Source organism: Collinsella sp. AF23-4AC (assembly GCF_003462685.1).
Taxonomy (GTDB): Bacteria; Actinomycetota; Coriobacteriia; order Coriobacteriales; family Coriobacteriaceae; genus Collinsella.
This window is the reverse complement of the sequence record NZ_QRVE01000001.1, coordinates 188,728-207,527: the sequence shown is the minus strand read 5'-3', so window position 1 is coordinate 207,527 and position 18,800 is coordinate 188,728. Positions and strand designations below refer to the sequence as shown.

The window sequence follows — 18,800 nt, the reverse complement described above, 5'->3', positions numbered from 1 at the left end:
GGTCTATGCCTCGCCTTTTTCATGCCAACTTGTTCGCTCTGGGCGGCGCTCGCTTCTTTTGTTCGACCTACGATTTAAAGCCACTCGCTTAGAGGCGTTTTCGCTTTCTGTCCTCTACCTGTGGCATCGTCGTTGACGACACTTATTCGGCACTTGGGGACACTCCTTTGCTAGAAGATTTGGCGCAGGTCTCCTCGGTTGAGGGCTTCGTCGAAGAGGTGCTTGAACACCACGCTGCCGTGCAGACCGTCGTGCTCGAACTCGTTGGTCACCCAGGCATGCGAGTTGCCCACACGGCTGAGCGTATCGAGCTGCAGGCCCGAATCGACGTACATGTCGTCGAAATACACCGCGGCCTGCAGGGGCACCTCGTTGCACGCCAGGCGCTGCGGGTCGTAGATCTTGTCCCAGCTGGTGTCTTCCATCAGCAGATCCATCGCCGGCTTGAAGGGCTTGAGCTCGGGCATCTGCTCAAACATCCACGGGAACATGGCCTCGCCGGTAAACATGAGCGGGCGCGCAAGCGTGTCGAACTCGGCACGGTGTGCCTTCTCTTCTGCCGCGGCCCAGCGAATGGGCATGGTGTCGCCGTCGGCGTAGATGAACTCCTGAAGCGTCCAGTACAGCGGATTCGTGCGCGTGTTGGTGCGCTCGAAGGCGCGCATCAAAAAGCTGTCAGATACCGAGGCGCCGCAGGTCAGCGTGCCGTCGCCGCCAACAAAAGCGTGATCGATAATCCAATGCATGCGCTCAAAGCTCGGCTTCATGCCGAAGTCGCTGCCCATGAGCTGCAGGCGCTCGACCGTCATCGGCGAGCCGTCGGGCAGCACGGGCTTCTGAGCCTCGAGCGCATCGGCCAGGGCTGCCACGCGCTCGACATCGGCGGGGTAGCGGTCGTAATACTGCTGCGTCTTGGCGGCCATGCGTGGGAAGGTGTGCGCGTAGACCTCGCTGGCGCTCGCCGGCACGTGCGGAATGCCACCACAGGTAAAGCTTGCCGCCACGCCCTCGGGGAAGAGCGACAGATAGCTCAACGTCAAAAAGCCGCCGTAGCTCTGCCCGAGTGTGACCCAGGGCTTGCCCCCAAAGCCCACCAGGCGCAGATACTCAAAATCGCGCACGATTGAGCTGGCGAGGTGACGCTTGAGGAAGTCCGCCTGCGAGCGGGCGGCATTGGCGCCTGCTGCCTCGGCGCGATCACCTAGCGCCGCGATGGTGCGTCCGTCCACGCAGCTACTGCGTCCGGTGCCGCGCTGGTCGGGAAGGACCACGCGGAAGTGCTTGACGGCCTCCTCGATCCAGCCATCGCTTGTGGGCGACAGCGGACGCGGGCTCTCGCCGCCGGGGCCGCCCTGCAAAAACAGGAGCAGCGGCAGATCGTCGTTGATGCGGTCGGGCGCGCAAACCACGCGGTAGAAGAGCTTGATGCTCTCGGGCGCGCCGGCGATTGGTGCCGGCATGGCGCCGCGGCGCATGGTGCTGCCGACGGCCAGGAGCATCGGCTCCAGGCCGCGCCAGTCGAGGGGGACATCGATGCTGTGGTCCTCGACATACAGGCCGGGGACGTGGTACGAAGTGATGAGGGCCATGTGAGTCTTCCGTTCGTTGCGGTGTTTCGGGTTGACCAATTCTACCGCCGCGGGCGAGGCCATGCGCAAATCGGCTACCATGGTTGCAAACTTCTAGGAGAAAGGGCCGCCCATGTCGGTCGATATAGCCACGTATGTCCACGATCTTGCCGTTGCCGCCAAGGCAGCGTCGGCCTCGCTTGCCACGGCGAGCGACGAGCAGCGCCAGGAGGCCGTGCGCGCCATGGCCGTAGCACTGCGCAACGGTGTCGACTCCATCGTCGCCGCCAACGAGCTCGATATGTCCGCCGCGCGCGATGCGGGGACCTCGGCGGGGCTCCTCGACCGTCTGCTGCTGACGCCCGAGCGCGTTGAGGGCATGGCCACCGGTCTGGAGAAGCTTGCCGAGCTGCCCGATCCCGTGGGCCGCGTGCTCGATCACCGCGTGCTCGCAAGCGGCGTGGACCTCACCCGTGTGAGCGTGCCGTTGGGCCTTGTCGCCATGGTGTACGAGGCGCGCCCCAACGTGACGGCCGACGCCGCGGGCATCTGCATCCGCACCGGCAACGCCTGCATTCTGCGCGGTGGTTCGCTGGCCTATCACTCGTGTGCCATGATCGCCGAGCTGCTGGCCGATGCGCTCGAGGCCAAGGGCTTCCCGCGCGAGGCCGTCTCGATGATCGAGTCTACCGACCGCGAGGCAACCGGCGAGCTCATGAAGTTCCGCGGCATCGTCGATGTGCTCATTCCGCGCGGCGGTGCAGGCCTGATCCGGCGCTGCGTGCGCGAGTCGCTTGTGCCGGTGATCGAGACGGGCACGGGTAACTGCCACATCTACGTGCATGAATCCGCCGACTTCGATAAAGCGCTCAATATTATCGTCAACGCTAAGACGCAGCGCGTGGGCGTGTGCAATGCCACCGAGTCGTTGCTGGTCGACCGTGCTGTGGCCGATACGTTCTTGCCCGCTGTCGTTGCCGTGCTGCATGACCACGGCGTACTCATTCACGGCGACGAGGCCACGTGCGCCGCATGCGCCGGCGCCGGCTTTGTGGAGGGCGATGACTACGTCGTCGCGACTGAGGAGGACTGGGGCCGCGAGTACCTGGCGCTCGAGATGAGCGTGAAGGTCGTGGCAAACGAGGACGAGGCCATCGCGCACATCAACCGCTATGGCACCATGCATTCCGAGGCCATCATCGCCGAGGACGTGGATGCCTGCGAGCGCTTCCTGGATGCGGTCGATGCCTCGGCCGTGTATGCCAACGCCAGCACGCGCTTCACCGACGGCGGCGAGTTTGGCCTGGGCGCCGAGATTGGCATCTCGACCCAAAAGCTCCACGCCCGCGGACCCTTTGCCGCCGAGGCCCTCACCACCTACAAATACAAGCTCCGCGGCACCGGCCAGGTCCGTCCCTAAACCTACCAAAAAGGGACAGGTTTATTTTGGCAGGTTTTATCTGCGGTTTTGCCGGGCACACGTTCGCCCGGCTTTTTTCTCCTCAAACCTTTTCTGCCTTTCGGCTTGAGCCGCGGCGATATACGATAGTGACACCGTGTCCTAGCACCGAATCACCAGGAGGTATTGCCATGTCCCAGACGCTTTCCGCCGGAATCACCCGCGACCGCGCGTTCGAACTGCTCAACGAGCACAACAAGGACCCGTTCCACATCACCCACGGTGAGACCGTCGAGGGCACCATGCGCTATTTTGCGCGCGAGTTCGACCCCGAGAACGAGGAGTTCTGGGGCATCGTCGGCCTGCTGCACGACTTGGATTGGGAGGAGCATGAGGACGACCCCATGAACCACACCATCTATGCGGCCGAGATCCTTGAAGGCGAGGGCGCATCGCCCGAGCTCATCCGCGCTATCCAGACGCACACGTCCGATTTCAATGCTTCACTGCCTAAGCCCGAACTGCAGATGGAGAAGATTCTGTTTGCCTGCGACGAGCTCACCGGCTTGATCGGTGCCGCCGTCATCATGCGCCCAAGCAAGAGTGTCATGGACTTTACGACCAAGTCGCTCAAGAAGAAGTTCAAGGACAAACGCTTTGCCGCCGGCTGCTCGCGCGACGTGATTTCGCAGGGCGCCGAGATGCTGGGCTGGGAGCTCCCCGAGCTCTTTGACCGCACCATCGCGGCCATGCAGTCCTTTGCGCCCGACCGCGACACCTTCCAGGCCTAACCTGCCAAAAAGGGACAGGTTTATTTTGGCATGTTTTATCTGCGGAAACGCCTCCGTTGTAGTTCTTAGCTGCGGAGGCGTTTCCGTTTTCTTGTGACGCCTCGGGACTATTCTGTCGTTGCCGGCAGGTGACTATGCGGCATTCTTTATAATCCACGTTCCCAACCCGGTTAATAACTGAACCTGTTTGATCGTCAGCCCTTCTTTTCGAAGGGCCAGTATCGCTTCGTTGCGAAGTGCCTTGGAGATGGATTTGAGTTCTGTGGGCGCACATCCCGCGACGTTTTGCACGACTGCCGCACCAAATTCACTTAGATCTTCCTCTCGCACTTTTGCCGTTGCGCTCGGACGATAGGGCAGCGTGGGTACACTTTTCATGAACTTGAGATATGAGCGCGGCGTCGGAAAAAGTGCGTCGACAACGTCCCCGGTGACATGCGGCCGAGACCTTGCTCCCATTAGGTACTCACGATGGCTGCTCCATGGATAGTCGTCATACGTCGCCAGTCCTGCTTTTTGAGGATTCAAATGAATATATCGAATTGCTTCGAGCAGATACTCCTCCGATTTAATCGGCGAATCCCAGAAGCGCTCCTGAAATACGTGGCCGATATGACCCGCGCGTGCATTGTACCTGCCCGCATACGATACGGCTATCGCGTGCATCGCGTCGCTCTTGCGGTCGTCCGGATCGTCGACGAGCAGATGAATGTGATTTCCCATAAGGCACCAAGCGATAAGCTCAATATTGTGTTTGGGGAGGATCGCATCGAGGATTTGAAGCAAGGCGATTCGGTCCTCGTCACCGTCAAACAGCAATTGCCCTCCGTTCCCGCGCAATGTGACGTGGAAAAAACCAGTCGGTGACTTTGAACGAGGTTTTCTCGGCATGGCCCCTCCTTTTAGCTCGGATGGGCTGAAGATACCTTATTGGGAGGTATTGGTTGTCGAGATTCAGTTCACCGACTATAGCTGCTACCTGCCGAAATGTTATTGCGTTTTCAAATTGATGCTTTTTAATGGTAATTGAGCGGGGTGAGAGCCCTCGATGCGGATGCGGACGTTGCCAGCGTCGAGCTGGATTGTTCTTGTGTGAAGACGTCGCAAATGGGCTTCACGCATTTCTACGTAGATAGAAAAATGGCCGGGCGCTCAAAATAAAACGGAGCGCCCGGCCATTTACTAATTGTTCATCGACGTTTGGCCAGATAAAACCTGCCAAAATAAACCTGTCCCTTTTTGGCAGGTTAGTTGAGGGCGGCTTGGGCTAGGCGGGCTTCGGCGTCCTCCTCGGTGACGCCCAAGGCCACGGCGAACTCCTCGATAGAGCGGCGCTTGGCCTCCTTGAGTACGCGCATGTAGTAGGAGCTGGGCTTTTTATCAGCTTCCTCGGCCTGGCGAATGCGGTGCATCATGGTCTTTGCCACGCGGACCGTCTCGGGCGCGCCCAGCTTGAGCAGCTGCTTAAAGTGCGTCTCCTCAAGTGAGCTGTTGCGCTCGGTAAAGGTGTCGCACTCCAGCTCGTCATAGTGGCTCAGCAGGTGCTCGGCATCTTGCTGGGAGATGGCGGCATGCAGACGGTCGGCCTGCGCCACGGGGTACATGAGGATCGTCTGCGCATGTCCCTGCTTGGTCTCGAGCAGCAGCATGGGCTGCGGTGTGTCGTCCCTAAAACCGACGACGGTGCAGACTCCCTGGCCCGGATGAATGACGTGTTGACCGATTGAGAACATGCTACCTCCAACTTATACGAATTTACGTATGTCTAGAATAACACGCTGACGTGCGCAAACCCTTACTTTATGCAGGAAAAGCACACAACTCTGATAGGTAAGAGTATTCGATAACAGACGCAGCTCATTCACACCTTTATGCATTTTCAACGCCTGCATAATCTGCAGGCAGACTGGCATCTTTGAGTGACTCCATACAAGCTGTAGTCATTTTTGTGCATATGCAATATCTATTAGCTTTACCCTGCGACAGTGCCCGTCGCTTGTGATAGAGTGCTACAAACTCTGGCTTTTGCCCTACGAGTGACCAAGAGCTCGGGGGCTTTAACACAAGGAGGATCTATGCCCGAGAAGATTGAAGAGCTGGTACGCGCTGCGCTTGCTGCGGCCCAGGAGGCCGGCGACCTTTCCGCCTTTGAACTTGACGATTGTGCCATCGAGCGACCGGCTGACACTTCTCATGGCGAGTGGACCTCTACCATGGCCCTGAAGTCCGCCAAGCTGGCCCACTGCGCCCCGCGCAAGATCGCCGAGGCCATCGTTGCCCATATGCCCGAGGACCCCGCGATCGAGAAGATCGAGATCGCAGGCCCCGGCTTCATCAACTTCTACCTCTCCGTCGCCGTCAAGAATGCCATCTTTGGCGAGGCTCGCGAGAAGGGCATGGACTTCGCTAAGTCCAACGTCGGTGGTGGCCTGAAGACCCAGGTCGAGTTCGTCTCCGCCAACCCTGTCGGCCCCATGCACATCGGCCATGGCCGCTGGGCCGCTCTGGGCGATTCGCTCTGCCGTGTTATGGACCACGCCGGTTACGACATCCAGCGTGAGTTCTACATCAACGACCACGGCTCTCAGATGAACACCTTCGGCAACTCCATCAGCACGCGCTATATGCAGCTTGCCGACATCATCGCCAAGCAGGGCGTGGATATCGACGAGGCTCACAAGCTGCTGATCGCCGACCGCGACGCCTTTGTTGCCGACGAGAACGACGAGCACCCCGAGACCCATCCGTATCAGGACAACTTTGCCGAGACTCTGGGCAAGGACTCCTACGGCGGCGACTACATCATCGACGAGGCTGCCGAGTTCTGGCGCACCGACGGCGATAAGTGGGTCGACGCCGATCCTCAGGAGCGCATGGAGAGCTTCCGCGAGCGCGGCTACGTAAAGATGGTCGACAACATGCGCGACCTCTGCCACGCCGTCAATTGCGACTTTGACCGCTGGTACTCCGAGCGCTCTCTGTACGTGAAGGACACCGAGGGTGAGACCGCCGGCACCTCCGCCGTTGACCGCGCTTTTGAGAAGCTCGACAAGATGGGCTACCTCTATACCAAGGACGGCGCCCTGTGGTTCCGCTCCACCGACTTGGGCGATGACAAGGACCGCGTCCTGATCAAGTCCGACGGCGAGTACACCTACTTCGCCTCCGACGTTGCCTATCACTGGGATAAGTTCCAGCGCGTCGACCACGTCATCGACATCTGGGGCGCCGACCACCACGGCTACATCGAGCGCGTCCGCTGCGTCTGCGACGCTCTGGGTTACCCCGGCAAGTTTGAGGTTCTGCTGGGCCAGCTCGTCAACCTGCTGCGCAACGGCAAGCCCGTCCGTATGTCCAAGCGTAAGGGCACCATGGTGACCCTGCAGGAGCTCGTCGACGAGGTCGGCTCCGACGCTGCCCGTTACACGCTCATCTCCAAGAGCTCCAACCAGATGGTCGACTTCGATATCGAGGCCGTCAAGAAGCGCGACAACTCCAACCCGGTCTATTACGTGCAGTACGCTCACGCCCGCGTGTGCTCCATCCTGCGCCGTGCCGCTGACGTAACGCCTGAGCAGGCCGACGAGATGGGCATGAAGGCCGTCGCCGAGAAGGCTATTGGCGAGAACGTCGACTACTCGTTGCTGACCGATCCGACCGAGCTCGCCCTTTCGCGTAAGCTCAACGAGCTCACCGACCTCATCGGTAGCTGCGCTCGCGACCGCGCTCCGTTCCGTCTGACGCACTTTGCCGAGGAACTCGCCGGTGACTTCCACAGCTTCTACGCTGCCTGCCAGGTGCTGCCGAGCGAGGGCCGTCCCGTCGACCCCGAGCTTTCGCGTGCCCGTCTGGCCGCTTGCGATGCCGTCCGCGTGACGCTCGCTTTGGTGCTCACCCTCGTTGGCGTTTCCGCGCCCGAGCAGATGTAACCTGCGGGTCATTTGACCGTACAGACTTGGTTTAACTGAGCCTTGAAAGCCCGATCTCCCATATGGAGGTCGGGCTTTTTGCGTTTGGCGGGGCTTTTTGGCGTGTTAGAAAATGCTACAAAAACGCAACTATACCGGTTTACTACGATGAATTGAGAAAGTCCAACCACGCCGGCTTTTCGCTAAAAAGAGCAAGGCGTCTACCTGCGGTTTTAGTTCAACAGGTTTCGGAGTGGCCGCGGTTGAGCGATTCATCGTAGTAAACCGCCATAGTTTTGGCGGAGGCAGCCTGATTTGTGGGTGGTAAACCAAAGAGTGTCCCTTTTGACTAGTCGTTTAAGAACGTCCCCAATGACTAAGTTGCAGGTGGCGGCGGTTGTGTTACACTAACGCTGCGTATATGACGCAATCATCTCGATACAGATCAATGATGTCCGTCGGTATTTGACGGAACTAGACTGTTTAGCCGCCCTGAAGGTTTATGCAGGGAGCATGTGATCACAGGGCTTGAAAAGAAAGTTGAGCAAACACTGTGTCTGATCAACAGCAAGAAAACGAAATAACGACGACGCAAGCCGCTCCCGCTGCACCGGTTGCGTCGGACCAGGTCGCGGCGCCCGCGCAAGCCTCGGCTCCTGAGACGCCTAAGGCTGCTTCGACGCCTACGCCTTCAGCGGCTGAGAAGGCCATGCCTGCAACTGGTGAGGAGGCTGCTCCGGCAAAGCCCAAGCGTACGCGCCGCACGGCCAAACCTGCCACTGACGGCGAGGAGGTCACCAAGCCCAAGCGCCGTACCACGCGCACGACGCGCGCCAAGCGCACCGTTGCAGCTGACTCTTCGGCGCCGATTTCCGATGAGGTCGCGCAGGCACGTGCGTTGGCGCAGATTAGCGAGGCTCAGGTGGTGCGTGCCCGCCGTCGTGCTGCCGAGCGCGAGGCCGCGGCTCTGACCGAGCTTGCAGCTCCGTCTGTGCCCGAGACGCCTGCCGCCGACCAGCCGACCGAGAAGCCGGCACCGCGCACACGCCGTCGCACGGCTGCCAAGGCCGAGCAGGTTGCTGAACAGGTAACCCCCGAGCTCACCGATGCTTCGGTTCGTTCCGCGGCAGGGGAGGGCACATCGCCTGTTGAGCCCGCTGCGCCTGTCGAGGCCGGCGAAGTTCCCGTTGTCGATCCGGCTTTGCGCCCGCACCGTCGCGGTCGCAAGCCCAAGGCCTTCGTCGAGGCAGAGAAGGCCGCAGCCGCAGCTGCAGCCGCTCGGGATGCTGCGGCGACCGCCGAGTCTGCAACCGCTGCCGATGCACCCGTCCAGGATGCTACGACTTCCGAGGCCGCTCCCGCCGATGTCGAGTCCGCCGACGTCCGTCCTAGTCGCAGCCATCGTACTGCTGCTAAGCGCACGTCCAAGGCCAAGGCTGCCAAGAAGGGTGCGTCCGAGGATTCCGCCGAGACGACCGCCGATGCATCGACTGATGCCGCCGAGCCCCAGGACGTCGAACAGCCTGCGTCCGAGAAGCCCAAGCGCGGTCGTAAGAAGTCCGCTAAGGCCAAGGCGTCCGAGCAGCAGGCTGATGTCGAAGCGCAGGTCGATTCCGGCGCCGAGGCCAATGACGCCGCTGCGGCCAATGCCGACGCCGCCGCAACCGATGGCGCCGCGCCCGCTGAGGCCGATGACAACGCTCGCCCCAACCGTCGCCAGCACAAGCGCAACGAGGAGCGCAACGAGCGCAAGGACGAGCGCAACAACGACCGTCGCAACCGCCAGCGCGATCGCAAACAGCGCAACAAGGAGCGTAACGCCGCCCCCACCGAGCCCACACTTTCGCGTGAGGAGCTCGCTGCCATGAAGGTCGCCGAACTGCGCGAGAAGGCCAAGGAGTTCGAGATCGAGACCACCGGCAAGAAGAAAGCCGAGCTCGTCGAGGAGATCTACGTCACCGCCGCGAAGGCCGAGGGCTTCCGCGACATCAAGGGCATCCTGCAGATTCGCCCGGACAGCTCCGGCATCATCCATGCCCATGGCTACATGAAGTCCAACGACGACGCCTTCGTGCCCGCCTACCTCATCCGCTCCGCGCGCCTGCGCACGGGCGACGTCATCGAGGGCTCGCTGCGCCCCTCGCGTGGCGGCGATAAGCGCGCCGGCCTCGCCAAAATCACGACCGTCAACGGTCTGGACCCCGAGCAGATTCGCAACCGCCCCAAGTTTGGTGACCTCACCCCGGTCTATCCCAACGAGCCGCTGCGCATGGAGCACGGCAAGGACTCCATTACCGGTCGCGCCATCGACATCGTGTCGCCGATCGGCAAGGGCCAGCGTGGCCTGATCGTGTCCCCGCCCAAGGCCGGCAAGACCACGATCCTCAAGAAGATCTGCCAGTCCATCTCGATTAACAACCCCGAGGTGCACCTCATCTGCCTGCTCGTCGACGAGCGCCCCGAAGAGGTCACCGATATGCAGCGTTCCATCAAGGGCGAGGTTGTGGCGTCGACCTTCGATATGCCCGCCGACAACCACACTCGCGTGGCAGAGCTCGTTATCGAGCGCGCCAAGCGCATCGTGGAGCTGGGCGGCGATGTTGTGGTGGTGCTCGACTCCATCACGCGTCTTGCCCGCGCCTACAACTTGGCGGCGCCCGCCTCAGGCCGCATCCTTTCGGGCGGCGTCGATTCGGCGGCACTGTATCCTCCCAAGCGCTTCCTGGGCGCAGCCCGTAATATCGAGAACGGTGGCTCGCTCACCATCCTGGCCTCTGCCCTCATCGACACCGGTTCCAAGATGGACGAGGTCATCTTTGAGGAGTTCAAGGGCACCGGCAACATGGAGCTTAAGCTCGACCGCGACCTGGCCGACCGCCGCATCTTCCCGGCTATCGACCCCGTTGCCTCCGGTACGCGTAACGAGGACCTGTTGGTCGACGAGCAGATGCGTCCGTTTGTCTTTGGTCTGCGTCGCATTCTTGCCGGCATGAACAACACCGAGCGCGCAGCCGCATCGTTTATCAAGGGTCTTAAGGGCACCAACACCAACCAGGAATTCTTGGTGCGTTCGGCCAAAAAACACAGCGACTACGAGCAGACGTTCTAGGTTGTCATCCACACGCAGCGATAGTCATCAATGCGATAAAGGGTCGGGGCTTTGAGCCTCGGCCCTTTTCCATATCGCCGCTCCGCGCTTATTTTTAACCATAAGACCGACGAGCAGCAGGTTTCCCGTTTCAATCCGACATCGTCGCTTGCAATCGACGGGGCGGTTTCGCATAATAGCTTTTAAGCTTCGCGACGGAAAACGCAGATGAAACGAACCATATACCGTTGCTTTGGGGCATAGCCCCGCTTCATCTTCTCTCGCGCAGCCAACTGAATGATGCGATTTGGGTGCTGGAAGATGGGGAGAGCTCATGGCTTCTTCTGATGCAACACAACGAGCAGTCCTTGCCGGACTTTCGTGCGGGATCGGCCTTGCCGCTCCCGTGGTTATGTATGCCGCGACGCTGCCGTTTTCGTCTGTGAACGAGACGGTCGTGGCGGGTGCGGTTCCCTTCGCCGTGGGCGCGGTGGCGGGCGTGGGTATCTATGCCGCCTCGCTGGGTATCTCCGAGTATCGTGCGCAGCGTGAAGAGCGTCTGTTCCAGCCCGATGCCATGGGCGGTGCCGCCAATCTCAATCAGCATCAAAGCGAGTTCAAGACCGCCTCGATTCCAGCTCAGCAGCAGGATGCGACTCCTTACGCTGCGGCTTCTGCTTCTCAGGCTCAGGCGGAGCAGTCTACCTCGGCATTCCTTTCCGGCCTGACCGGTGCGTTCCAGCGCCGTCATGCCGATGATGGTGTCCCTACCATCGCTCGAGCCGCAGATGCTATGGACGAGGACGAGGCTTGGTCCATGATCGACAGTATGCTCGACGACGATTCGCCGGTGAGCTGCGACCCTGCACACTCGCGCGACGTCTATCAAGTCGCCATCGACGAGCTCACTAACGGCGGGCAGACCGGCTCCTTCAATCGCGACGACATCGCCGCCGCGGCACGCGCCGTGTCTGGCTCCCAGGCCGCCCCTGCGGGCAGCACGGCGGCTTTCGTGGCACTCGTTGCCAACTCGGCAGCCAATAACGCCTACAACGCTACCTCGGCGGACGCGAACGCTTCTGCCGACAATTCGTACGTTGATGAAGCCATGGCTGCGGACGAGGAGGCCGTTGCCGCCCGCCGTGCCGCCGAAAGCTCGCTGTGGGGCGCTCCTGCCCAGCAGCAGGCGGCCGAGGCTGCGCCGTACAATGCAAACCTCGCCAGCATGCCTATCATCTCCGGTGCCGCGGACATCGATCTCGATGACCTCGATGAGCCTGCAGCCATCACCGCATCGATTGATGCCCAAGATCGCATCGACACCGGCGACCTTCCGGACGCCTCGCTCGAGGTTGATGTCCCCATGGCCGATTACTCGGGCCACGAGGACATGTGGGCCGCCGCCACCGCGATTCTGGATGAGATTGACGAGCCTGCTCCTGTTGTAGCGCCCGCTCCCGTCGCTGCCCCTCAGCCTGCTGCCCCCGCCTATGTCGGCCGTCACAGCGCTGTGTTCCCCGAGGATACCGCCCGCATCTCGCGCGAGAGCATCGAGCGGGCCGAGGCTATTGCCGCCGGCATTATGGAAAATCGTCGTCACGAGCGCGTCAATCAGATCCTCGAGGAAGAGATCGAGCGCCTGCAGTCCTCTACCGCCAAGCGTACGGGCCGTGCCTATCTGAGCGTTATCGAGGGCGGTACCGCCAGCTTTGCGCCGCTCCGCGCGGAGGCATAACTTCTGCATGGTTAAGATCAATCGAAAATGGGCGGACGTGACCTGCCTGATGGCGCTCTTGATCTGGGGCAATTCGCTGGTTCCTGGCTCGGGGTCGGGCTCGCTGAGCCTAACGGTCATGGAAGCTATCCGCGGTTTCCTGCACGGCGTGGGACTTCCATATGAATGGGTGACCAACTTTGTTGTTCGCAAGTGCGCGCATTTTTCCGAGTATATGGTGCTCGGCATCCTAGCAACGCACGCCTTTGATTTTGAGGGCCGGCGCACCTTTGACGTGTTGCTGCCCACGGCGGTGTTCCTGCTGCTGATTCCCTCGATCGACGAGACGATTCAGCTCTTTGTGCCGGGACGCGCCGGTATGATCACCGATGTGATGATCGACTGCTGTGGAGCGGCAACGGGCGTTGTGCTCCGATATCTCTTACGGTCGCTGATGTGCGCCAAAAAAGCCGCCTAGGACGTATTGTTTGGTCCTAGGCGGCCTTTTTTATTTGAGGGCTTATATGAGGCGTGGTGGCGTCGTTCCGTAGGTCGGATTTGCCGGGCGCGCCACGCCCCGTGGGTGCGTCTGCTACTGAAGCGCCTGTGCGCCCAGGGCCAGGCAGCCCATAATGCCCTGCTTGCCCTCGAGGCTGTTGTTGACGATGTAGTTATCGATGTTGTTGACCTCGGGCGTGACGATATAGCCGTTGAGCATTTCGGCACACTTCTTGCGCGCGAGCGGCACGATGGGGGTGTGGTCGGCCACGCCGCCGCCGATGATGATCTTTTGCGGCGCGTAGCACAGCGTGTAGGTCATGAGCGCCTGTGCCAGATAGCCGGCGAGCAGGTCCATGGCCTCCGGGTCATCGGCCATGTCTCCGGCGCTCTTGCCATCCCAGCGCTTTCTAACGCCGGGGCCGGCGATGAGGCCCTCTAGGCAGTTGTCGTGGAAGGGACAGACGCTATGCTCGCCGATGGTGTCGCGCGGGTCGCGCGTGACGAGGATGTGGCCGGCCTCGGGATGCATCATGCCGTGCACGAGCTTACCGCCCGAGAGCACGCCGGCGCCCACGCCGGTGCCGATGGTCAGATATACCACGTCAGTGAGGCCTTGGGCGCAACCAAAGGTGACCTCGCCCAGGCAGGCGACGTTGACGTCGGTGTCGTAGCCACAGGGGATATTGAGCTCGTTTTGGATGGTGCCCAGCAGGTCAAAGTAGCGCCATGCCGTTTTGGGCGTCTCCAGGATCTTGCCGTATTGGGGGGAGGCAGGGTTGACTGCGGTGGGGCCAAAGGCGCCGATGCCCAGCGCGGCGATGCCCTTGTCGGCAAACCATGCGTTGACGGCCTCAACGGTCTCCTGCGGGGTCGTGGTCGCAATCTGCTCACGCTCCAGGACCGCACCGTCTGCATAGCCCGTGGCGCAGACCATCTTGGTGCCGCCGGCCTCGAGCGCTCCGATAAGCTGCTGCTCTGCCATAGTGATCCCCTTTCCAGGATAAGGTGCTCTTTGCCTAAAGTATAGCGCTATAAAACTATTAATAAATCGCTATAAAAAGAAACCCCGCAACGTTACGAACGGTGCGGGGTTTTTATGTTTGCCTTAACTGCCGGGCCGTCTTTACCCGCGCGGTTTGATTTTATCACGCAGGGACTTGAGGTTCTCCAGCGCCGCGTTGAGCGTCTCGTCACGCTTGGCAAAGTGGAAGCGGATCAGGTGGTTGACGGGCTCGCGGAAGAAACTTGAGCCCGGCGCGGCGCCCACGCCAACCTTGGAGGCGAGATCCTCGCAGAAGTCGAGGTCGCTGTCGTAGCCAAACTCAGAGATGTCCATCATCACGTAGTAGGCGCCCTGCGGCACGTTGTGCTCAAGACCGATGCTATCGAGCCCCTGGCAGAACAGGTCGCGCTTGGCGGTGTAGAGGTCGAGGACCTCATCGTAATAGCTGTCGTCGAAGTTGAGGGCGGTGACGACGGCCTCCTGCAGGGGTGCGGCGGCGCCCACGGTGAGGAAGTCGTGGACCTTCTTGATGCGCTCGGTAATCTCGGCCGGGGCGATGGTGTAGCCCAGGCGCCAACCGGTGATGGAGTAGGTCTTGGACAGCGAGCTGCAGCTGATGGTGCGCTCGAACATGCCGGGCAGCGTGGCCATATAGACATGCTCGTGGGGCGCATAGACGATGTGCTCGTAGACCTCGTCGGTGATGCAGTAGGTGTCGTACTTTTTGCACAGGTCGGCAATAAAAGTGAGCTCCTCGCGCGTAAAGACCTTGCCGCAGGGGTTGGAAGGGTTGCACAGGACGATCGCCTTGGGATCGTTGTCGCGGAAGGCCGCCTCGAGGACCCCGCGATCGAAGTCGAAAGTGGGTGGGTTGAGCGGCACGTAGATGGGCTCAGCACCCGATAGGATCGTGTCGGCGCCGTAGTTCTCGTAGAACGGCGAGAAGATGACGACCTTGTCTCCGGGGTTCGTAACCGTCATCATGGCGGCCATCATGGCCTCGGTGGAGCCGCAGGTGACAACGATGTTCTCGTTGGGGTTGATCGGCATGCCCATAAAGTGCTCCTGCTTGGCCGCGAGCGCCTCGCGCATGGCCTGGGAGCCCCAAGTGATGGAGTACTGGTGATAGAGCGGCTTGGGGTCGGTCGCGATGGCGCTGAGGCTCTCGAGCAGCTGCGCCGGAGGATCGAAGTCGGGGAAGCCCTGCGAGAGGTTGACGGCACCGTACTTATTGGAGATGCGCGTCATGCGGCGGATGACCGAATCGGTAAATGTCGCCGTGCGGTTGGAGAGTTCTTTCATGCTTGTCCTTTCGAGCATTTGCAGTGGGGCAAGTTTACTCCTATGAAACCGGTGGGAATTGCTCGAAACGCGCTCGAAAAACTCTTTTCAAAATTCTTGAAAATTGGGGCTTGCATCGCGTGGCGTTCCTTGCAATAATAGTCGAGCGCGAAGCGCACAGGACACGGTGGGTGTAGCTCAGTTGGCTAGAGCGACGGGTTGTGGTCCCGTAGGTCGAGGGTTCGAGTCCCTTTACCCACCCCAGTTCTTGCTTCGTGTTGATATCGGGTCGTTAGCTCAGTTGGTAGAGCAGGGGACTCTTAATCCCAAGGTCCAGGGTTCGACCCCCTGACGGCCCACCAAAGCATGTTAAAGCGACTGGCTTAGGCTGGTCGCTTTTTTGTTACCCCGGCATGGGATCGAACCCGTCGGGGCGCGGAGCTGAGGAAATGCGTAAGCATTTACCAGCGTAGCGCGCAAGGCGCAAAGCGCCGCAGCGGCCGCCTGCAAAGCAGGCTGACCCCCTGACGGCCCACCAAAGATTATTAAAGCGACTGGCTTCGGCTGGTCGCTTTTTTGTTGACCTCGCATGGGGTCGAACCCGAAAGGGCACAGAGCTGAGTAATCTGCACCGTGATTCCCTTAGGGAAACACGGCTAAAGCCCCATAAACGTGCTCTCCTTATGAGAATTATGCTCATGGGGCTCGATGCATGTTGAGAAGTTGTGATCAAACTCAAAGTGAGAATCGATTTAGTCCGCTCGATAATGGGAACCGAGACTTTCGGTTCGCTTACGCATGGCTTTGACCATTTCCTGTGCTAGTTGAATCTGCGATTGCAGGCGGGCGAGGGCTGCGACTTCGCTGTCCTGGGCTTTCTGTGTGCTCAAGGTCGTTGCCTCTGTCTTCAAGCCCTCAAGCTCGTGTAGTGCCTCGGATAGACCTGCTTCGGTCCTGTTGATCATGCAATAGGTGCTCATCGTGTGCCTAAGGCTGTGTGTCAGGCGTTCGGCATCTGTTGTGGCAATGCCGTACTGGGGGAGGGCGATATCCACCTTCAGGGCTGTCTCAGGCTCTATCTGCGCTGCAAGGGCTGCCGATGCGCCTGCGATGCGTCCGAATACGATGCCGTTGGCGCTTGACAAGCCACCAATGCGGTCGGCGCCGTGCATGCCGCCTGTCGCCTCGCCGCAAGCGTAGAGGCCCTCAACGCCCGTGTGCGCGGTCTTATCGATCTTGATGCCGCCGTTAGCGGCGTGGGCATACATCGCAACGCGCATCTCGTCAGTCGGGGCGATGCCGTGCTCGTCTTGCAGCCAGGTGGCAAAGGTCTGCACAAACTCTGGGACATCCCCGCGGGGGAAGTCGTAGTGGAGTGCCAGGCCTTCGACACCTGCCTGATCGATGACGAGATCGATAGCGCGGGAGGCCAAGCGTGACGTGAAGGGACCATATCCAGAGCGCTGCTCGAGCAGGTCGTCCAGCTTGTCGTCGGCAATATCTACCGGCTGGTCTACATGTACGTAGCGCCAGGTTTTCTCGTTGAAGACCAGGTTGCGCTTGGGCTCGATGAAGCCGGGCATCATCTGCATGAACTCTATATTAGTAAGTGTTGCGCCGTGCGCCAGCGCGATGGCCTGCGAGGAGCTAAGCACGTCGGCGGAAGTGAGGCTGCGCTCGAACAGGCCACCTGTGCCACCGGCTGCGATGATCGTGGCCTTGGCAGCAAAGGGCACGATTCGATTTTCGGTGAGGTCGTAGAGCACGGTTCCGGTTATTCTGCCGTTCGTGTCCTCAACAAGGTCGATAAGCTCATGGCGGGGGAGCAGACGAATGCCGAGCGACTCGATCCGGGCCGTCAGAGCGTCCTCAAGGGGCTTGCGGGTGAGGCCGCGCCACATGCGCGTTTTGTGGTCAAAGCAGGGGATAAACTGCTTTTGCTGAGCGCTCTCAGCGCTTTGCGGACGCTGGAGCTCAACGCCCAGGTCTTGCTCGAGCCATTCAATTGCCTGGGGAATGCCGTGCACAAACGTCTGGACAAGCTCGAGGTCGGCGACACCGCCGCCGACGGTCTGGATGGTGCCGATGAGGTCCTGCTCGTCGTCTTCGTCGACGGGACCGATGAGGCCGAGGCCCCAGGTACCCGGGAAGAAGCTCGATCCACTCATGGTCTTGCCGGCGCTTGCCACAGTGACGGCTGCACCTGTACATGCCGCTTCGATGGCGGCGCAAAGGCCCGCAATGCCAGATCCAATTACCAGTACATCAGTCGATTCCATTGGATTCCTTTCTCGTCCGGCGCATTGTCGCACGGGCGATCGGCAATGGGGTCGCAAAGACTCGGCAAATCGGTAAAGGGCAAATATGGCAGGTGGGCGTCATGGATGCTCTGACGCTCCATCTCATCACATCTCGTATTTCGCCGCAACTGACATATCGGCATTAGCTACCCTGCGTCAGTGTAAACAAAAAGAGCCGCCACCTCGAAAGGTAGCGGCTCCAAGCTCAACTATATGAGCATCGCGCGGGCGCGATTAGGCCTTGAGGGCCTCCTCGACGGCGACAGCGCAGGCGACGGTGGCACCGACCATGGGGTTGTTGCCCATGCCGATGAGACCCATCATGTCAACGTGCGCAGGCACGGAGGAAGAACCGGCGAACTGGGCGTCGGAGTGCATGCGGCCCATGGTGTCGGTCATGCCGTAAGAGGCAGGGCCAGCGCCCATGTTGTCCGGGTGCAGGGTACGGCCAGTACCGCCACCAGAAGCGACGGAGAAGTACTTCTTGCCAGCCTCGATGCGCTCCTTCTTGTAGGTGCCAGCGACGGGGTGCTGGAAGCGCGTGGGGTTGGTGGAGTTACCGGTGATCGAGATGTCGACGTTCTCGTGCCACATGATGGCAACGCCCTCGCGGACGTCGTCGGAGCCGTAGCAGTTAACGGCAGCACGGGGACCATCGGAGTAGGGGATGGTCTCGACGACCTTGAGCTCGCCCGTGTAGTAGTCGAACTGGGTCTTCACATAGGTGAAGCCGTTGATGCGGGCGATGATCTGGGCGGCGTCCTTGCCCAGACCATTGAGGATAACGCGCAGCGGCTTCTTGCGAGCCTTGTTGGCGTTCAGAGCCAGGCCGATAGCGCCCTCAGCGGCAGCGAAGGACTCGTGACCGGCCAGGAAGGCGAAGCACTCGGTGTCGTCGGAGAGCAGCATAGCGCCCAGGTTGCCGTGGCCCAGACCGACCTTGCGGTCCTCGGCGACGGAGCCGGGAACGGTGAAGGCCTGGATGCCCTCGCCGATGATGGCGGCAGCCTCAGAAGCGGTCTTGGCGCCACGCTTGACAGCGAGAGCGCAGCCGAGGGTGTAGGCCCACTCGGCGTTCTGGAAGGCGATGGACTGGGTGTTGTTGACGATCTCACGCGGGTTGAAGCCCTTGTCGGTGCAGATCTGCAGAGCTTCCTCGAGGGAGGCGATGCCGTTGTCGGCGAGGCACTTGTTGATCTTGTCAGCGCGGCGCTCGTAACCTTCGAACGTAACAGTCATAGTTATTT

The 18,800-nt window shown here is 60.7% G+C and carries 13 protein-coding genes and 2 tRNA genes; 8 read left to right on the top strand and 7 right to left on the bottom strand.

Annotated elements, in window-relative coordinates:
* Positions 1 to 170: 170 nt before the first annotated feature.
* A complete protein-coding gene (locus DWY05_RS00945) occupies positions 171 to 1,589 on the bottom strand; it encodes an alpha/beta fold hydrolase (protein ID WP_117820511.1) in 1,419 nt (472 codons plus the stop codon).
* A 112-nt stretch (positions 1,590 to 1,701) separates the two neighbouring features.
* Between DWY05_RS00945 and DWY05_RS00940 the strand changes: the two genes are divergently transcribed.
* Together DWY05_RS00940 and DWY05_RS00935 are read left to right on the top strand one after the other, a co-directional pair.
* The gene (locus tag DWY05_RS00940) at positions 1,702 to 2,988 is read left to right on the top strand and encodes a glutamate-5-semialdehyde dehydrogenase (RefSeq protein ID WP_117820512.1); all 1,287 of its coding nucleotides are present in this window, start codon (positions 1,702 to 1,704) and stop codon (positions 2,986 to 2,988) included.
* 170 nt (positions 2,989 to 3,158) lie between these two features.
* Positions 3,159 to 3,758, top strand: a complete 600-nt coding sequence (locus DWY05_RS00935) for an HD domain-containing protein (protein ID WP_117820513.1) — start codon at positions 3,159 to 3,161, stop codon at positions 3,756 to 3,758.
* A 132-nt stretch (positions 3,759 to 3,890) separates the two neighbouring features.
* On the opposite strand, the gene DWY05_RS00930 is transcribed toward DWY05_RS00935, so the two are convergent.
* Both DWY05_RS00930 and DWY05_RS00925 read right to left on the bottom strand, forming a co-directional pair.
* The gene (locus DWY05_RS00930; RefSeq protein ID WP_117820514.1) at positions 3,891 to 4,649 is read right to left on the bottom strand and encodes a transposase; all 759 of its coding nucleotides are present in this window, start codon (positions 4,647 to 4,649) and stop codon (positions 3,891 to 3,893) included.
* A gap of 356 nt (positions 4,650 to 5,005) precedes the next feature.
* The gene (locus DWY05_RS00925; protein WP_117820515.1) at positions 5,006 to 5,491 is read right to left on the bottom strand and encodes a CarD family transcriptional regulator; all 486 of its coding nucleotides are present in this window, start codon (positions 5,489 to 5,491) and stop codon (positions 5,006 to 5,008) included.
* 342 nt (positions 5,492 to 5,833) lie between these two features.
* On the opposite strand from DWY05_RS00925, the gene argS reads away from it, so the two are divergent.
* The 4 genes from argS (at position 5,834) to DWY05_RS00905 (ending at position 12,946) form a co-directional block, all read left to right on the top strand.
* Entirely contained in the window at positions 5,834 to 7,687 is a 1,854-nt protein-coding gene (argS, locus tag DWY05_RS00920; RefSeq protein ID WP_117820516.1) for an arginine--tRNA ligase, read from the top strand.
* Between the two features lie 688 nt (positions 7,688 to 8,375).
* Positions 8,376 to 10,775 carry a transcription termination factor Rho gene (gene rho, locus DWY05_RS00915; protein WP_117820517.1) on the top strand — a complete coding sequence of 800 codons (2,400 nt, stop codon included), beginning with the start codon at positions 8,376 to 8,378 and terminating at the stop codon, positions 10,773 to 10,775.
* A 313-nt stretch (positions 10,776 to 11,088) separates the two neighbouring features.
* A complete protein-coding gene (locus DWY05_RS00910; protein WP_117820518.1) occupies positions 11,089 to 12,489 on the top strand; it encodes a hypothetical protein in 1,401 nt (466 codons plus the stop codon).
* A gap of 7 nt (positions 12,490 to 12,496) precedes the next feature.
* Entirely contained in the window at positions 12,497 to 12,946 is a 450-nt protein-coding gene (locus DWY05_RS00905) for a VanZ family protein (protein WP_117820519.1), read from the top strand.
* A gap of 114 nt (positions 12,947 to 13,060) precedes the next feature.
* On the opposite strand, the gene DWY05_RS00900 is transcribed toward DWY05_RS00905, so the two are convergent.
* Positions 13,061 to 13,951, bottom strand: coding sequence for an ROK family protein (locus DWY05_RS00900; protein WP_117820520.1), 891 nt, complete (start codon positions 13,949 to 13,951; stop codon positions 13,061 to 13,063).
* A 141-nt stretch (positions 13,952 to 14,092) separates the two neighbouring features.
* Positions 14,093 to 15,274: a pyridoxal phosphate-dependent aminotransferase gene (locus DWY05_RS00895; RefSeq protein WP_117821359.1), complete on the bottom strand. Its 1,182-nt coding sequence runs from the start codon at positions 15,272 to 15,274 to the stop codon at positions 14,093 to 14,095.
* 166 nt (positions 15,275 to 15,440) lie between these two features.
* On the opposite strand from DWY05_RS00895, the gene DWY05_RS00890 reads away from it, so the two are divergent.
* Both DWY05_RS00890 and DWY05_RS00885 read left to right on the top strand, forming a co-directional pair.
* Positions 15,441 to 15,517, top strand: a tRNA-His gene (locus DWY05_RS00890).
* 22 nt (positions 15,518 to 15,539) lie between these two features.
* Positions 15,540 to 15,615: transfer RNA gene (locus DWY05_RS00885), tRNA-Lys, on the top strand.
* A 390-nt stretch (positions 15,616 to 16,005) separates the two neighbouring features.
* On the opposite strand, the gene DWY05_RS00880 is transcribed toward DWY05_RS00885, so the two are convergent.
* Positions 16,006 to 17,532, bottom strand: coding sequence for an FAD-dependent oxidoreductase (locus DWY05_RS00880; protein ID WP_117821358.1), 1,527 nt, complete (start codon positions 17,530 to 17,532; stop codon positions 16,006 to 16,008).
* A gap of 255 nt (positions 17,533 to 17,787) precedes the next feature.
* Positions 17,788 to 18,792 carry a GGGtGRT protein gene (locus tag DWY05_RS00875; RefSeq protein ID WP_117790827.1) on the bottom strand — a complete coding sequence of 335 codons (1,005 nt, stop codon included), beginning with the start codon at positions 18,790 to 18,792 and terminating at the stop codon, positions 17,788 to 17,790.
* Between the last annotated feature and the right edge of the window lie 8 nt (positions 18,793 to 18,800).

Coding starts and splice junctions, on each gene's coding strand:
- DWY05_RS00900 (WP_117820520.1), bottom strand. CDS start 13,951: ATGGCAGAGCAGCAGCTTATCGGAGCGCTCGAGGCCGGCGGCACCAAG.
- DWY05_RS00910 (WP_117820518.1), top strand. CDS start 11,089: ATGGCTTCTTCTGATGCAACACAACGAGCAGTCCTTGCCGGACTTTCG.
- DWY05_RS00875 (WP_117790827.1), bottom strand. CDS start 18,792: ATGACTGTTACGTTCGAAGGTTACGAGCGCCGCGCTGACAAGATCAAC.
- rho (WP_117820517.1), top strand. CDS start 8,376: ATGCCTGCAACTGGTGAGGAGGCTGCTCCGGCAAAGCCCAAGCGTACG.
- DWY05_RS00925 (WP_117820515.1), bottom strand. CDS start 5,491: ATGTTCTCAATCGGTCAACACGTCATTCATCCGGGCCAGGGAGTCTGC.
- DWY05_RS00940 (WP_117820512.1), top strand. CDS start 1,702: ATGTCGGTCGATATAGCCACGTATGTCCACGATCTTGCCGTTGCCGCC.
- DWY05_RS00945 (WP_117820511.1), bottom strand. CDS start 1,589: ATGGCCCTCATCACTTCGTACCACGTCCCCGGCCTGTATGTCGAGGAC.
- DWY05_RS00895 (WP_117821359.1), bottom strand. CDS start 15,274: ATGAAAGAACTCTCCAACCGCACGGCGACATTTACCGATTCGGTCATC.
- DWY05_RS00880 (WP_117821358.1), bottom strand. CDS start 17,532: ATGGAATCGACTGATGTACTGGTAATTGGATCTGGCATTGCGGGCCTT.
- DWY05_RS00930 (WP_117820514.1), bottom strand. CDS start 4,649: ATGCCGAGAAAACCTCGTTCAAAGTCACCGACTGGTTTTTTCCACGTC.
- DWY05_RS00935 (WP_117820513.1), top strand. CDS start 3,159: ATGTCCCAGACGCTTTCCGCCGGAATCACCCGCGACCGCGCGTTCGAA.
- DWY05_RS00905 (WP_117820519.1), top strand. CDS start 12,497: ATGGTTAAGATCAATCGAAAATGGGCGGACGTGACCTGCCTGATGGCG.
- argS (WP_117820516.1), top strand. CDS start 5,834: ATGCCCGAGAAGATTGAAGAGCTGGTACGCGCTGCGCTTGCTGCGGCC.